This window comes from Proteus sp. G2618 (assembly GCF_009915995.1).
Taxonomy (GTDB): Bacteria; Pseudomonadota; Gammaproteobacteria; order Enterobacterales; family Enterobacteriaceae; genus Proteus; species Proteus terrae.
On the sequence record NZ_JAABNI010000016.1, the window covers coordinates 273068 to 288149 of the forward strand.

14 protein-coding genes are annotated in these 15082 nt (G+C 36.8%); 10 read left to right on the forward strand and 4 right to left on the reverse strand.

The window, feature by feature from the left end:
• Window positions 1-32: 32 nt before the first annotated feature.
• The 6 genes from syd to GWJ01_RS09555 all read left to right on the forward strand — a co-directional run bounded on the left by syd (window position 33) and on the right by GWJ01_RS09555 (window position 6083).
• A complete protein-coding gene (syd, locus tag GWJ01_RS09530) occupies window positions 33-584 on the forward strand; it encodes a SecY-interacting protein (protein ID WP_109394064.1) in 552 nt (183 codons plus the stop codon).
• Between the two features lie 466 nt (window positions 585-1050).
• A complete protein-coding gene (locus GWJ01_RS09535; protein ID WP_109402090.1) occupies window positions 1051-1374 on the forward strand; it encodes a YqcC family protein in 324 nt (107 codons plus the stop codon).
• Between the two features lie 8 nt (window positions 1375-1382).
• Window positions 1383-2147 carry a tRNA pseudouridine(65) synthase TruC gene (gene truC, locus GWJ01_RS09540; protein ID WP_109402024.1) on the forward strand — a complete coding sequence of 255 codons (765 nt, stop codon included), beginning with the start codon at window positions 1383-1385 and terminating at the stop codon, window positions 2145-2147.
• Window positions 2148-2449: 302 nt separating this feature from the next.
• Window positions 2450-3895 carry a PTS glucose transporter subunit IIBC gene (ptsG, locus tag GWJ01_RS09545; protein ID WP_109394062.1) on the forward strand — a complete coding sequence of 482 codons (1446 nt, stop codon included), beginning with the start codon at window positions 2450-2452 and terminating at the stop codon, window positions 3893-3895.
• Between the two features lie 129 nt (window positions 3896-4024).
• Window positions 4025-5449, forward strand: coding sequence for a hypothetical protein (locus GWJ01_RS09550; protein ID WP_161711012.1), 1425 nt, complete (start codon window positions 4025-4027; stop codon window positions 5447-5449).
• A 190-nt stretch (window positions 5450-5639) separates the two neighbouring features.
• Entirely contained in the window at window positions 5640-6083 is a 444-nt protein-coding gene (locus GWJ01_RS09555) for a flavodoxin (protein ID WP_161711013.1), read from the forward strand.
• A gap of 145 nt (window positions 6084-6228) precedes the next feature.
• Here the strand turns inward: GWJ01_RS09555 and GWJ01_RS09560 are convergent, their stop codons facing one another.
• The 4 genes from GWJ01_RS09560 to map form a co-directional block, all read right to left on the reverse strand.
• Entirely contained in the window at window positions 6229-6615 is a 387-nt protein-coding gene (locus GWJ01_RS09560) for a DUF3461 family protein (protein ID WP_161711014.1), read from the reverse strand.
• Window positions 6616-6685: 70 nt separating this feature from the next.
• Window positions 6686-7510 carry a 2,3,4,5-tetrahydropyridine-2,6-dicarboxylate N-succinyltransferase gene (gene dapD / locus GWJ01_RS09565; RefSeq protein WP_098942006.1) on the reverse strand — a complete coding sequence of 275 codons (825 nt, stop codon included), beginning with the start codon at window positions 7508-7510 and terminating at the stop codon, window positions 6686-6688.
• A 34-nt stretch (window positions 7511-7544) separates the two neighbouring features.
• Entirely contained in the window at window positions 7545-10190 is a 2646-nt protein-coding gene (gene glnD / locus GWJ01_RS09570) for a bifunctional uridylyltransferase/uridylyl-removing protein GlnD (RefSeq protein ID WP_161711015.1), read from the reverse strand.
• Between the two features lie 153 nt (window positions 10191-10343).
• Entirely contained in the window at window positions 10344-11141 is a 798-nt protein-coding gene (gene map / locus GWJ01_RS09575; RefSeq protein ID WP_075671708.1) for a type I methionyl aminopeptidase, read from the reverse strand.
• A gap of 595 nt (window positions 11142-11736) precedes the next feature.
• On the opposite strand from map, the gene rpsB reads away from it, so the two are divergent.
• The 4 genes from rpsB (at window position 11737) to frr (ending at window position 14984) form a co-directional block, all read left to right on the forward strand.
• On the forward strand, window positions 11737-12462 hold the full coding sequence (gene rpsB, locus GWJ01_RS09580) for a 30S ribosomal protein S2 (RefSeq protein WP_023582712.1): 726 nt from the start codon (window positions 11737-11739) through the stop codon (window positions 12460-12462).
• 135 nt (window positions 12463-12597) lie between these two features.
• On the forward strand, window positions 12598-13449 hold the full coding sequence (gene tsf, locus GWJ01_RS09585; protein ID WP_088494696.1) for a translation elongation factor Ts: 852 nt from the start codon (window positions 12598-12600) through the stop codon (window positions 13447-13449).
• A gap of 135 nt (window positions 13450-13584) precedes the next feature.
• Window positions 13585-14313 carry a UMP kinase gene (gene pyrH, locus GWJ01_RS09590; RefSeq protein ID WP_023582710.1) on the forward strand — a complete coding sequence of 243 codons (729 nt, stop codon included), beginning with the start codon at window positions 13585-13587 and terminating at the stop codon, window positions 14311-14313.
• Between the two features lie 113 nt (window positions 14314-14426).
• A complete protein-coding gene (gene frr, locus GWJ01_RS09595) occupies window positions 14427-14984 on the forward strand; it encodes a ribosome recycling factor (protein ID WP_075671704.1) in 558 nt (185 codons plus the stop codon).
• The last annotated feature ends 98 nt before the right edge of the window (window positions 14985-15082 follow it).

Consider the following 15082-nt stretch of genomic DNA (forward strand, 5'->3'; position numbering starts at 1 on the left):
AATTCTTATTTAAATAGATAAAACAGACAATCATGACTGAAAACATCTCCTCTGAATTAAAAGCTTTTACGCAAAAATATGTTGATTTATGGCAAGAAAAATCAGGTTTACCTCCTGCAAGTGAAGATCTTTATGGTGTTCCTTCTATTTGTATATCAAGAACAGGAGATGAAGTTGTTTACTGGTTACCACAGCCTTTTGTTGGAACAGATAAACTAGAAAAAGTTGAAAAAGCAATGGGAATTATTATTCGTCCAGAATTGCATGATTATTTTACCACTCAGTATGCTGGTGATATGCAAGTTCGTTTTAGAGAGGTAGATTTCAGCTTGATCCAAGTGTGGAGTGAAGAAGATTTTATTCGCTTACAAGAAAATATTATTGGTCATTTAGTGACACAAAAACGTTTAAAACTTACACCTACATTGTTTATTGGCACCACTGATTCAGAGAATGAAATAATTTCCGTGTGTAATGTTTCCGGTGAAGTCATTCTTGAAACTTTCGGCAAAAAGAAAAGAGAAGTTTTAGCTGAAAATTTATCTCTTTTTCTATCAGAATTAGTCGCTGTATATAATGACTGACGTACTCTATAAACCTTTTTTCTTGTGAGATATATCTTACAAAAAAGTGTGTGTGTTTTTATCAAAAAGATGTCACTGATAAAAATAAAATTGATTTATTTAAGCAGAGCAATAAGTTATTAACTTATTGTTTTTATTTATAGTTATAACTCTTTAATTGTTTCTGTTTTGTGGGTTGTTTAACTAATCAATTATTGGCATTCTACGTCCACCAACTAAGGGACTGCTTGGTGACCGATAAAATGTAGAGTAATCAAGGACACAGGAAATAGGATATTTCCATTAATGTGGATACGGACTTAATCACAGGGATAGATAAAAACGGTCTTGCTTGGATGCACGTGTTGTACAGACAACTATTTTTCTTGTCTAAAAGGAGTTTCGGCTCCTTTTATTTTTTTATTTGTTTTCTGCTATTCCATCCCAATGTTATCCTTATTCGTAAGTTTTATATGAGGGATAAATGATGACACCAGAACAACGCATTTTAGCGAAATTGCTCTTGATTGAAGAAGAGATGAAGAACATTGAGCTATGGCAATTAGAATCTCCTACTGAACAAGCATTTGAAAGTGTTGAGCCTTTCTGTATTGATACAATGAGTGCTCATGAATGGCTACAGTGGGTATTAATTCCGCGATTGTCATCGATGATTGAAAGCGAAACGCCATTACCTAATACATTTGCCATCGCACCTTATTACGAAGAAGCATTTAAAGAAGATAAGAGCCGAGATGTTACTGATTTACTCAATCATTTGCGTGAACTTGACGCAATGTTTAAATCATAAGGCCGATAATGCTAGATATTATTTATCAAGATGAACATCTTGTTGCGGTGAATAAACCTGCGGGTTGGCTTGTTCACCGCAGTTGGTTAGATAGACATGAAACCGTGTTTGTCATGCAGACATTAAGAGATCAAATTGGGCAACATGTTTTCCCTGTGCATCGTTTAGATAGGCCTACTTCAGGTGTTCTATTAATGGCACTTTCTTCTGATGTTGCTAGAGCACTTTCTCAATCTTTTGAACAACATAAAACAGAAAAAATTTATCATGCTGTTGTTCGAGGATACGTTGAAGAGGCATCTGTTATAGATAGCCCTTTAGTCGAGGAACTCGATAAAATTGCAGATAAATTTGCAACTCAACCACCACAAATTCAAGATTGTGTAACGCATTGCCAGCCATTAGGAACTGTTGAAAAAGAGGTTGCAATTGGACGCTACTCTACATCTCGATTTAGTCTATTAGAGTTACGTCCTGAAACGGGTCGCAAGCATCAATTACGCCGCCATATGTCTCATATTCGACATCCAATTATTGGTGATACCGCTCATGGTGATTTACGTCAAAACCGTGGTGTTGTAAATCATTTTCAATCTCATCGCTTGATGTTACATGCAAGCCATCTAAACTTAATTCATCCAATTACATTGCAACCACTTAACTTAACAGCTAAATGGGATCTGCCTTGGCAACATCTTATTAATCAATTTGGTTGGCGCGGATTGAGACCTGAATTAGAGCAGTATGGCGAAGATTTATCTCATCATTTTTAATTCCTTTCTTATTCCAAATATTGATTTTAATTTGTGACTATCAAGGTTTTTTTACTTAAGCCTTGATAGTTTGCGCAAATTTATAATCTCTATTAACTATTTGTAAAATATATAATTCTATTAATTGATCTGATCACATGTTTTGAAACGTGACAGCTATCATGTATTCATTAAGCGATTTATTTTATGATGTGAAATAAATAGGGCTTATCATTAGATAAGTTTATGAAATAAAACCCACACTACTTTAAACAAATAAAAACTTACAACATATAAAAAACCACATTCCGGGAGTCTGCTTGATGTTTAAAAACCTATTTGTTGTTTTACAAAAAATCGGAAAGTCCTTGATGTTACCGGTATCTGTACTGCCTATTGCCGGTATTTTATTAGGGGTTGGTTCCGCTGATCTTTCATGGATCCCTTCTTCTGTTTCCCAAGTTATGGCAGAGGCTGGTGGTTCGGTTTTCTCTAATATGCCACTTATTTTTGCTATTGGTGTTGCGTTAGGTTTTACCAATAATGACGGGGTATCAGCACTGGCCTCTGTAGTCGCTTACGGTATCATGTCTAAAACCATGATTGTGGTTGCTCCTTGGGTTTTAGGTTTAACTCCAGCAGAAATTGAGGCTCAACACCTTACTGATACAGGGGTGTTAGGGGGGATCATTGCTGGTATTATTGCCGCTTCGATGTTTAACCGTTTTTATCGAATTAAATTACCTGAGTATTTAGGATTTTTTGCAGGAAAACGTTTTGTTCCTATTATTTCAGGCTTAATAGCTATTTTTGTTGGGATTATTTTAGCCTTTATTTGGCCTCCTATTGGTACAGCAATTCAACATTTTTCTGAGTGGGCTGCATATCAAAACCCAGCTGTTGCTTTTGGTATTTATGGTGTTGTAGAGCGTGGATTAGTGCCATTTGGTTTACACCATATTTGGAACGTGCCGTTCCAAATGCAAGTGGGTGAATATGTAAATAGTGCAGGACAAGTCTTCCACGGCGATATTCCTCGCTATATGGCTGGTGACCCAACTGCAGGTATGTTATCAGGTGGTTTTTTATTTAAGATGTTTGGTTTACCTGCTGCTGCTATTGCGATTTGGCATTCAGCACGCCCTGAGAATCGTGTAAAAGTGGGCGGTATCATGATTTCTGCGGCATTAACTGCCTTCTTAACAGGGATCACTGAACCTATCGAATTCTCATTTATGTTCGTTGCACCTATTCTTTATGTTATTCACGCTATTTTAGCAGGCTTAGCATTTGTTATTTGTATCTTGTTAGGTATGCGTGATGGTACAAGTTTCTCTCATGGCTTAATTGACTTTATCGTATTAAGTGGCAACAGCAGTAAACTGTATCTGTTCCCAATTATTGGCATACTTTATGCGATAACTTATTACTCTATTTTCCGTTTCTTAATCGTGAAACTAAACCTGAAAACACCGGGTCGAGAAGTGGAAGATAAAAATGCGAAACAGGCTGATAAAAGTGCCATGGGACAATCTTTAGTCGCCGCGTTTGGTGGTAAAGATAACATCAGCAGCTTAGATGCTTGCATTACTCGTTTACGTATTGGTGTTAAAGAAATTGAAAAAGTGGATCGTGATGAATTAAAACGATTAGGTGCTGCGGGTGTGGTAGTCGTTGGCTCAGGTATTCAAGCCATTTTTGGTCCTAAGTCAGATAATCTAAAAACTGAAATGGATGAATATATTCGGTCTTTGGATAGTGCTGAATAAATAACTTATTGATTGTAATATCAAATCATAAAGCACTTCCATATAAAAATAGGAAGTGCTTTTTTATTGCAATAATATTGATACTGGATATGGCATTCTGTTAAGTATTAAACAGAGTGGAGAGATATCATGTCAACAACCTTCATAGATAGTCATAGAATTTTTTTATTATCCATAACAGATATAAGTGATAAAACAAATAGAAAGAGTATTGAGTTTGATAAAAATAGTATTTCACTTTTTTTTAAAAAAGGAAATGATGATGTTTTTATTGCTAATAAAGATAAAAAATTCTTATTAAGCAATATAAAGAAAGAATTAGACAATTCAATTGATAAATATACTAATCACGGTGAAAATAAAAATCGTATAGAAAAACTAAGAAAAAGGATTAACTTAGGAGGTGTTAAGGCTTTTTTTGATAATAAAGATAAAATAATTAGTGTGAAAAACATTAATGATATTGGTGATGTTGAAAAAATATTTAATGGATTACTTTCTTATAAAAAAGAGGAAAGTTTTTGTACTAAAATGAGAAAGGGTATTTATAATACGAACTCTTTTGAGGGAGTAGTCTTCAATGATAAAAACCCAATTATAAATAGTTTTATAAATCATAATGGTAAGTTTTACAAATTAGATGATATTAATGATAATTTAGATAATAAGAGTAATAAAAGGAATAAGCTTTTTAATTTATCTTCATCTAAAAATAATAATATTGATTTTTATGGATGTAATATGTCTATTATGAAAATGGAAAAGAAAATTAAAGAAAATCAAGAAATTAAAGATGAAATTAAAGAAGTTCAAGATGAAATGAAATTACTTGAAAATGAATTATCTTCTAAGATAATAATTAATAATAAAAAAACAATTGATACAACCTTAGCAATAAATAAACTTGTTGATCTTTTAGAATATAATGATTTATCTAAAATAAATGTTGATATATTAATTGCAAAGGAAGCGGAATTTAATAATGAGGTAATTATTGTTAATAGATTAAATTCAATGGAGGAAATAGATGGGGTTGATAAATTAAAGAAATTAAAATCTAGCTTGGAAAGAATAAAAAGTATAAAAAATAAATATTTTATTTTTGTTGAATCGGTTAATGGTAGACAAGTTTCACTGTTAAGAAGTTTAGATAATAAATTGAAAAAATACACTGCTGGGATTAATAGTGAAATACCAAAAGAAAATATTTTATTGGATATTAATAAAATAGCTTCAGTACTTTTTATTAATAATAATGATCGAGAGAATTATAATGGTTTTTTTTCTAAAGCATATAAGTTTCTTTTTCCTAAATCATATCAAAAACGACTAGATATCAATAATAAAGCGCATGGCAATATAATGCTAATGCACGAGAGTTTAAATGTCATATTGAATAGCGATGATTTTAAAGATGGAAAACTACCTGAGTGGGCTAATAAATTAATAACAAAAACTTTAAAAGAATCAAAACCTAAAAATGATATTCTTTGGCTTTTTTCAAAAGAAAGAAAAGAATGGAATAAAATTTTCAACATGCTTATTGTTAAATAAAGGCATAAAGGAGTTATTGATAATTAAGATGTTGTTAATAAAAATATAATAAGTATTTTATTTATTCTAGTGAATTTAAGGATGAGGTTAAGTAATTAAAGACACTGAAGCTTGAGATAAAGATTAATTTTCTATATGTTAGACACACTAAATTTATTGAATTTTAAACCGCATAAAGTAGGTAATCATTATGGCTAAAATTGGTATTTTTGTAGGTACAGTTTACGGAAATGCATTAGCGATTGCTGAAGAGGCTCAACGTATTTTACTTGAGCATAAACACCAAGCTAATGTTTATGAAGAAGGAACTCTTGCGGATTGGAAAAAATATTCGACCGTATTAGTGATAACGTCGAGTACAGGGCAAGGGGATTTACCTGATACTATCGCACCTTTATTTCATGAATTGCGTGATAATGTGGGATATCAGCCAAACCTAAGTTACGGTCTAATTGCGTTAGGTGACAGTAGCTATGACTACTTTTGTGGTGCGGGGATGAAGTTTGATGAGTTGTTACAGGAGCACCAAGCAAAACGTATCGGTGAAATATTGAAAATAGACGGAGTGGATGTCGCAGAGCCAGAAGTATTTGCAATGGATTGGCTTGAAAACTGGGTCAATCTATTAGATTAAATAAAAAAGAACCCAATAATTAGTTGGTTAACAAAATAATGAATAATATTTTTGATTTTAAAACACCGCTTGTTTCTGCTTTATACAGTAAGTAAGCGGTGTTTTTTATAAACCTAACCTATATATTGGCTAAAATTGTCTGTTATTAACGGCGAGTCAGCTTTTCTAAATCAGCTTCAATTTCAGCAATTTTATTTGCTACAACATGTTCAAGGTGGCGCAAGTCATCTAGGATTTTATGTTTTAAATCGACTTCTACTTGGTCTTGTTGGCAAATTTGATCTAATTCTTCAATTACATAACGTAAGTTAGTATTGATTTCATTTACTTCTTTAAAACTTTGTCCTGATTGACCATCAGAAATTGTTTTACGTTGGCGTGGATATTTAAATTTTACGCTTTTTGCAAAGAATTCACCTTTATCTTTGCGAAAATAGATTTTTAAAATATCGTTGTTAGCTTCTTGGCGCAGGGTATAGCGGTCAATATCTTCAGGATGCGGGATCCCTAAATTTTTTAAATTATCGTACATATATTGGCACCTGATAGAAAGATGAATGAAAGAATAGCGAATAGAATTAATTCTATCCGCTGTTCTTATATTAGTCGATAGTTCTTAACAATTCATTAATACCAACTTTTCCACGTGTTTTAGCATCAACTTTTTTCACGATCACAGCACAGTAAAGGCTGTAGCTTCCATCTTTAGAGGGTAAATTGCCTGATACAACGACAGAGCCTGCAGGGACTCGGCCATAATGTACTTCGCCTGTTTCTCTGTCATAAATTTTGGTACTTTGGCCAATATAAACGCCCATTGAAATAACAGCGCCTTCTTCGACAATAACACCCTCAACAATTTCAGAGCGAGCACCAATAAAGCAGTTATCTTCAATAATGGTTGGGTTTGCTTGTAGTGGCTCTAAAACACCGCCGATACCAACACCACCAGAGAGATGGACATTTTTACCGATTTGAGCACATGAACCTACCGTTGCCCATGTATCAACCATGCTACCTTCATCGACGTAAGCACCAATGTTGACATAAGATGGCATTAAAACAGTGTTGCGAGCGATGTAAGCCCCTTGTCTAACTGCGGCTGGGGGAACAACACGAAAGCCTTCTTTTTCAAAACGTGCTTGGTCATAATCAGCGAACTTCATAGGTACTTTGTCAAAATAGCGACTTTCACTGCCATCTATCACTTGATTGTGATTAATACGAAAAGAGAGTAGAACCGCTTTTTTTAACCATTGATGAGTCACCCACTGACCGTCAATTTTTTCCGCGACACGCAGTTTTCCGCTGTCTAGCAGTGCAATAACGTTATTAATGGCATCACGAATATGAGGCTCAACGTTGTTTGGAGTGATATCTGCACGATGTTCGAAGGCGTTATCAATAATAGATTGTAATGCTTGCATCAATAGTATTTCCTATATGTATTGTCGTGGGTTCCTATATTTTATCCTTTGAAACTAGGGCTTTTGTCAACCTTTCTACGACTTCATCCTTCATTTTTTGGTTTAATGCCTTATTTTCGCTATCGGTTAATACAAAGAAATCCTCAACACGCTCGCCTATTGTGGTTATTCGGGCACCATGCAATGAAAGTGAAAGATCAGCAAAAACTTTACCAATAATTGCTAATAATCCCGGGCGATCGCGTGCAAATAGTTCCATATAGGTGCGTTTATTATGATTAGAGGCTATAAAATTAATTTTTGTTGGAACGTCAAAATGGCGCAATTTGGCTGGTAATGAGCGAGTTTTGGCATTGGCGTTATAAGGGGCGGATACGACTTGGATCAATGCGTTACGAATAGCATTATATCTATCAATCGCCAGTGGTTTACCATTAGGCTCTAACACAATAAAAGTATCCATAGCCATATTATCGCGGTTAGTAAAAATTTGAGCGTTATGGATACTTAAATTACGTCTATCTAATTCACCTGCAACAGATGCAAAAAGGGAAGGTCTATCTGCACACCAAATAAAGATTTCAGTACCACCATGTTCAGTTTGTTGACTGATTAGCACCATTGGTTCAGCGCTATTATGCTCAATTAATGCAAGCGCATGCCATGCAATTTGTTCTGGTGTATGCCGTAAAAAATAGTCGGCATGGCAGCGCCCCCAAATTGCTTGCAATTTCTCTTCATCGACTTGTTCCATTCGTAAAATAGTTAGTGCTTGCAAACGATGATGTCGAATACGTTCACGTAGGTCAGGAATAGAGTGCATACCTTGGCGTAACTGGTTTTCTGTTGATAGAAAAAGTTCACGTAATAAGCTCTGTTTCCAGCTATTCCATAGACTGCTGTTGGTCGCACAAATATCCGCAACAGTTAAGCACAAAAGATAACGTAATCGGCTTTCATTTTTTACTTCTGATGCAAACTGAAAAATAATGTCAGGATCTTGAATATCGCGTCGTTGCGCGGTGACAGACATAAGTAAGTGATTACTAACAAGCCACTCAACTAAGGCTGATTCTCTCTGGTTTAAACCATGCTGCTGAGCAAAGTGAGCAACGTCTTGAGCGCCTAATATGGAATGGTCACCATGGCGACCTTTGGCAATATCATGAAAGAGTGCAGCTAAACGTAGTAATTCAAGTTGAGGAAGTTTGGGATAAATATCAACACAAAGCGGATGTTTTTCATGGTTTTCATAAGAAGCAAAGCTTTCAAGTTTTTGTAAAACACGAATAGTATGTTCATCAACGGTGTAGGCATGAAATAAATCAAACTGCATTTGGCCTACGATATTATTCCATTGCGGGAAATAAGCCGCGAGTACACTGTGTTTATGCATTGGGACAAATGAACCAGAAACCGCACGAGGGTGGCGTAATATCTGCATAAAAACTTGACGTGCGAGTGGGTACTCACATAAAGGCTGTACTAAATGTCGGCGAGCATAACGTAAATGGCGGAGTGTTGTTGAATAGATTCCAGTGATCTCTTTATGCTCTGCCATACGCAAAAAGAGACGCATAATAGCGATAGGATCATCAAGGAAGCAACTGTCATCAACAACATCAATTAACGAACCTCGTAGCTGAAATTCACTGTCTAATGGGCGCGGTTTTACGTTAGGTTGCAGAGCAAGAATAGCTTCGTCAAATAGTTGAAGTAACATATCATTTAACTCACTAACACGACGAGTTACGCGATAATAATCCTTCATCATTTTTTCAATAGGTTGATTGCCTTCACCTTCATAATTTAAAAGTTGGGCAACGTTGAGTTGTCTATCAAACAAAAGTCGATTGTCATAGCGAGAAAGCACAAGATGGAGAGCAAAACGAATTTTCCATAGTGTGTATTGACACTCTAATAACTCTTGTCCTTCTGCTGGCGTCAAAAAGCCAAAATTAACCATTTCAGAAACTGATGTTGCACCAAAATGACGATGTGCTACCCAAATTAAAGTGTGGATATCACGCAGTCCACCGGGGCTACTTTTGATATCAGGTTCGAGATTGTAACTAGTACTATGATATCGTTGATGTCTTTGCTTTTGTTCTTCAACTTTTGCTGCGAAAAAATCTGGTGATGGCCAAAAACCTTGGCTAAAAATATGATTAATTAATTGCTGGTAAAGCGAGTTATTGCCGCAAATAAGGCGAGCTTCTAGTAAGTTTGTTGCAACTGTTAAATCTGAAAGGCCTTCTAAAAGACATTCTTCCATTGTTCTAACACTGGCACCAATTTCAAGGCGTACATCCCACAGTAGTGTAATGAGTTGACTGACTTTATCTTCAGCCTCTGGTGATAACGGTGTTTCACTTAAAAAGAGAAGGTCAATATCAGAAAGAGGATGTAATTCTTGTCTACCGTAACCACCAACAGCAATAATACTAAGATCAGAATAATCAGATAACTGTGTATGGTGCCATAATTGTGTTAAGAGTTGGTCAATGAAATGGCTACGAGCCTGAAGTAATAAAGCCACATCAACATCATGATGAAAAGCATCTGTTAACCAAGATTGAAATTGTTCAATTGATTGCTTAAGTTCAGCGCAATTTTGTGTATTTTCTGTCAGCAAAAAAGGGGAAGGGGGCAGTGTTTGAAATGCGTTTTTATTAGTCATTATGCGTCTTCTCTCTCAATGTTTGCTTATGACATTAAGACTAATGTTAAAACGCTAAGCTGACTAGTGATTCTGCCATTTCGCAGCAAATAAAATAAAAAAAGCGACACATCTCGAAAAAATATGTCGCTTTTACATTTTAGCTAAAGAAGCTTATTCGTTGACTAATACTGCTGAAATAAATGGCTCTTCTTCTTTGCGTAATGTCATGATTTCACAGCCATTGTCGGTAACAACTAATGTATGCTCGTACTGTGCTGACCAACCTCTGTCTTTAGTTTTAACAGTCCAGCCATCTTTCATTGTACGAATACGGTAATCACCTGTGTTTACCATTGGCTCGATGGTAAATGCCATGCCTTTTTGTAACACAACACCGCTATCATCTGCATCATAGTGTAGAACTTGGGGCTCTTCATGGAATCCTTCACCAATACCATGGCCGCAATATTCGCGAACAACAGAATAGTCATGACCTTCAACAAATTTTTGAATTGCTTTGCCAAGTTCACGTAAGCGAATGCCTGGTTTAACCATTTTAATGGCAAGGTAGAGGCTTTCTTGAGTGATACGACATAAACGTTCACCTTGGATTGTTGGTTTACCTACAATAAACATTTTTGAGGTATCGCCATGAAAACCATCTTTAATAACAGTGACATCAATATTAACGATATCACCATCTTTAAGGATTTTTTCTTCACTAGGAATACCGTGACAAATAACATCGTTAACCGAAATACAGACTGATTTAGGGAAACCATGATAGTTAAGACAAGCAGGAATAGCCTGTTGTGCGTTAACAATATGTTCGTGACAAATACGGTCTAATTCAGCGGTGTTTACACCTGGTTTTACGAACGGTGCGATAATTTCAAGAACTTCTGCCGCAAGACGACCTGCGACGCGCATTTTTTGAATATCTTCTTCTGTCTTGATTACAATAGCCATTTGAGTTCTTCGTCTAGTAAAAGCCACAATACGAATTAGATAACACGCTTTGTTGTATTCATATTTTGTATTGCAGATTGTATGAATGATGATAAGAAATAATTCTGATTACCATTTATGATATCAGCAGAATGTAGGTGTGCCAATAAAGAGGATGTGTGCAATCTGTCTGATATCGAGAATAATGACGAACATTACGCTTTCTTTATCTGACTGTCTTTACATATTGCGCTTTTCTATTTGCTGTTTTTCTAGCAAATTGATATTAGAGCAATATTTATCATCACTGCACTAATCTCGTTTTTTTCTTTGCCTAAATGATGTGTTTTTATGTCAAATAAGGCCGTGGCAATCGTAAGTAATAGTGGTTTCTTAAGGTTATTTATGGTATAAAGCGCGCCGGAGTTCTGTTATTGCATCACACCATGAGTAATGGCAGTAAATCTGAAACATTCAATTGTGTTAATTACACACACAAATCGACACATAACGCCGGGGTGCTCTTATGTAAAGGCTAAACCTTTACAGCTGATGAGTCGGTCGTATGGGATTTGTGGACGAAATAACCCCAAATTTAAATTTATAGAGGTCTAAAATGGCAACTGTTTCAATGCGCGATATGCTGCAAGCCGGTGTTCACTTCGGTCACCAAACTCGTTACTGGAATCCAAAAATGAAACCATTCATCTTTGGTGCGCGTAACAAAGTTCATATCATTAACTTGGAAAAAACTGTTCCAATGTTCAATGAAGCTCTGGTTGAACTGAACAAAATTGCTTCTCGTAAAGGCAAAATCCTGTTTGTTGGTACTAAGCGCTCTGCCGTTGAAGCTGTTAAAGAAGCAGCAGAAAGCTGTGACCAGTTTTATGTAAACCACCGCTGGTTAGGCGGTATGCTGACTAACTGGAAAACTGTTCGTCAGTCAATCAAACGCCTGAAAGATTTAGAATCACAATCTCAGGACGGTACATTTGACAAACTGACCAAGAAAGAAGCGTTAATGCGTTCTCGTGAACTTGGTAAGTTAGAAAACAGCCTGGGTGGTATCAAAGACATGGGCGGTTTACCTGACGCTCTGTTTGTTATCGATGCTGAACACGAACACATTGCTATCAAAGAAGCAAACAACCTGGGGATCCCAGTATTTGCTATCGTTGATACTAACTCTGATCCAGATGGTATCGACTTCATTATCCCTGGTAATGACGATGCAATCCGTGCGGTTAAATTATATCTGACCGCTGCAGCTACAGCTGTTCGTGAAGGTCGTTCTCAAGATCTGGCTGTTCAGGCTGAAGAAGGCTTAGTCGAAGCTGAATAATAAGGCATGCTCGTAAGAGCCCTTATTTAACCAGGTATTGCTATATATTGGTTAGGGGGCCTCAATAGGCCCCCTTTACACATCTGCTATGAGAACATCTATGGTTAGCCCATAGAAAAGTCGAGGAAGAAACAAATGTCTGGAATTACCGCTGCATTGGTAAAAGAACTGCGTGAACGTACTGGCGCAGGCATGATGGAATGTAAAAAAGCGCTGGTTGAAGCTAATGGTGATATCGAATTAGCAATCGACAACATGCGTAAATCAGGTCAAGCTAAAGCTGCTAAAAAAGCAGGCCGTGTTGCTGCTGAAGGCATCATCCTTGCAGAAGTTGCTGCTGATGGTAAATTCGGTGCGCTGGTTGAACTGAACTGTGAAACAGACTTCGTTGCTAAAGATGCTGGTTTCATCGCTTTTGGTAAAGAAGTTATGGCTGCTGTATTAGCAGACAAAACTGATGATATCGATGCTCTGAAAGCTAAATTCGAAGAAACTCGTACTGCATTAGTTGCTAAAATCGGTGAAAACATCAACATTCGTCGTGTTGCTGTATTAGAAGCTGAAGAATTAGGTACTTATCTACACGGTGCTCGTATTGGTGTTTTAGTTTCAGCTAAAGGCGCTAACGAAGAACTGATCAAACACATTGCTATGCACGTTGCTGCAAGCAAACCAGAATATGTTCGTCCTGAAGATGTTCCTGCTGATGTTGTTGAACATGAGCACCAAATTCAGATGGATATTGCAATGCAATCAGGTAAACCACGCGAAATCGCAGAAAAAATGGTTATCGGTCGCATGAACAAATTCACCGGTGAGATTTCTCTGACTGGTCAGCATTTCGTAATGGATCCAAGCAAAACTGTTGGTGAACTGCTGAAAGAAAACAATGCTGATGTTATCAACTTCGTTCGTTTCGAAGTTGGTGAAGGTATTGAGAAAGTTGAAGCTGATTTCGCAGCTGAAGTTGCTGCAATGAGCAAATAATAACGCTTAGCGTTAACAGAACCGCCTAATGGCGGTTCTGTTTTGTTGTAATCTCCACTGGCTGTTTGCTTTTTTTTGTTAAAAGAGAAGCTATCTAAAACCTCCAATTAACTAATCTGCTTAGGACAGAACACCATGGCTACCAATGCAAAACCTGTATATCAGCGAATTTTATTAAAGCTGAGTGGCGAAGCCCTGCAAGGCGCAGAAGGTTTCGGTATCGATGCGAGCGTACTTGATCGCATGGCTCAGGAAATCAAAGAACTCGTTGAATTAGGTATACAAGTCGGTGTCGTAATTGGCGGTGGTAACTTGTTCCGTGGCGCGGGTCTTGCTGCGGCAGGTATGAACCGTGTTGTGGGTGACCACATGGGAATGCTCGCGACAGTAATGAATGGTTTAGCAATGCGTGATTCATTGCACCGTGCTTATGTAAACGCGCGCCTTATGTCTGCGTTTCCATTGAATGGTGTCTGCGATAACTACAGTTGGGCAGAGGCAATTAGCTTATTACGCCACGGTCGAGTCGTTATTTTCTCGGCTGGTACAGGTAACCCATTCTTTACTACCGATTCTGCTGCGTGTTTACGCGGTATTGAAATTGAAGCTGACGTTGTACTAAAAGCAACGAAAGTGGACGGCGTTTATTCTGCCGATCCAACCAAAGATCCTGATGCAGTACTTTATGAAACACTGACTTATCAGGATGTATTAGAACGTGAATTGAAAGTCATGGATCTTGCTGCATTCACATTAGCCCGAGATCATAATTTACCTATCCGCGTATTCAATATGAATAAACCGGGTGCATTACGTCGGGTTGTAATGGGTGAAAGTGAAGGAACTTTGATTTCTCACGCTTAATACACAGAGACAACGGTATAATTTGGCGTTAACATCTAGAGTACGCCAATTCATTTATGTCGGTATGTTTTTCATATCGACTGGAAGATAACCAGTTCCCAAGGGTTTATAACGTGATTAATGAAATCAAAAAAGATGCTCAAGAACGCATGGATAAAAGCGTTGAAGCACTAAAAAGCCAGATTAATAAAGTTCGTACTGGTCGTGCGTCTCCTGCCCTTTTAGATGGCATTGTAGTTGAATACTACGGAGCGCCAACTCCATTAAACCAAGTTGCTAACGTTGTCGCAGAAGATGGCCGTACACTGGCAATCACTGTATTCGACCGTACTTTAGCTCCTGCCGTTGAAAAAGCAATTATGGCATCAGATTTAGGTTTAAATCCTTCATCTGCTGGTACCATTATCCGTGTTCCACTGCCTCCATTAACTGAAGAACGTCGTAAAGATCTAATCAAAGTTGTTCGTGGTGATGCAGAACAAGGTCGCGTTTCTATTCGTAATATCCGTCGTGATGCTAACGATAAAGTAAAAGCATTACTGAAAGATAAAGAAATCAGCGAAGATGATGAGCGCCGCTCACAAGATGACATTCAGAAATTAACTGATATGTTCATTAAAAAAATTGATGATGCATTAGCGCTGAAAGAAGCAGAGTTAATGGAATTCTAATTTTTATATCTTTTTTCGATAATGCCGCTTTTTAGCGGCATTATTTTTAACTATTTATTTGAAAATTCGTGCTTAATGCCTTCTTTTGTCACATTATT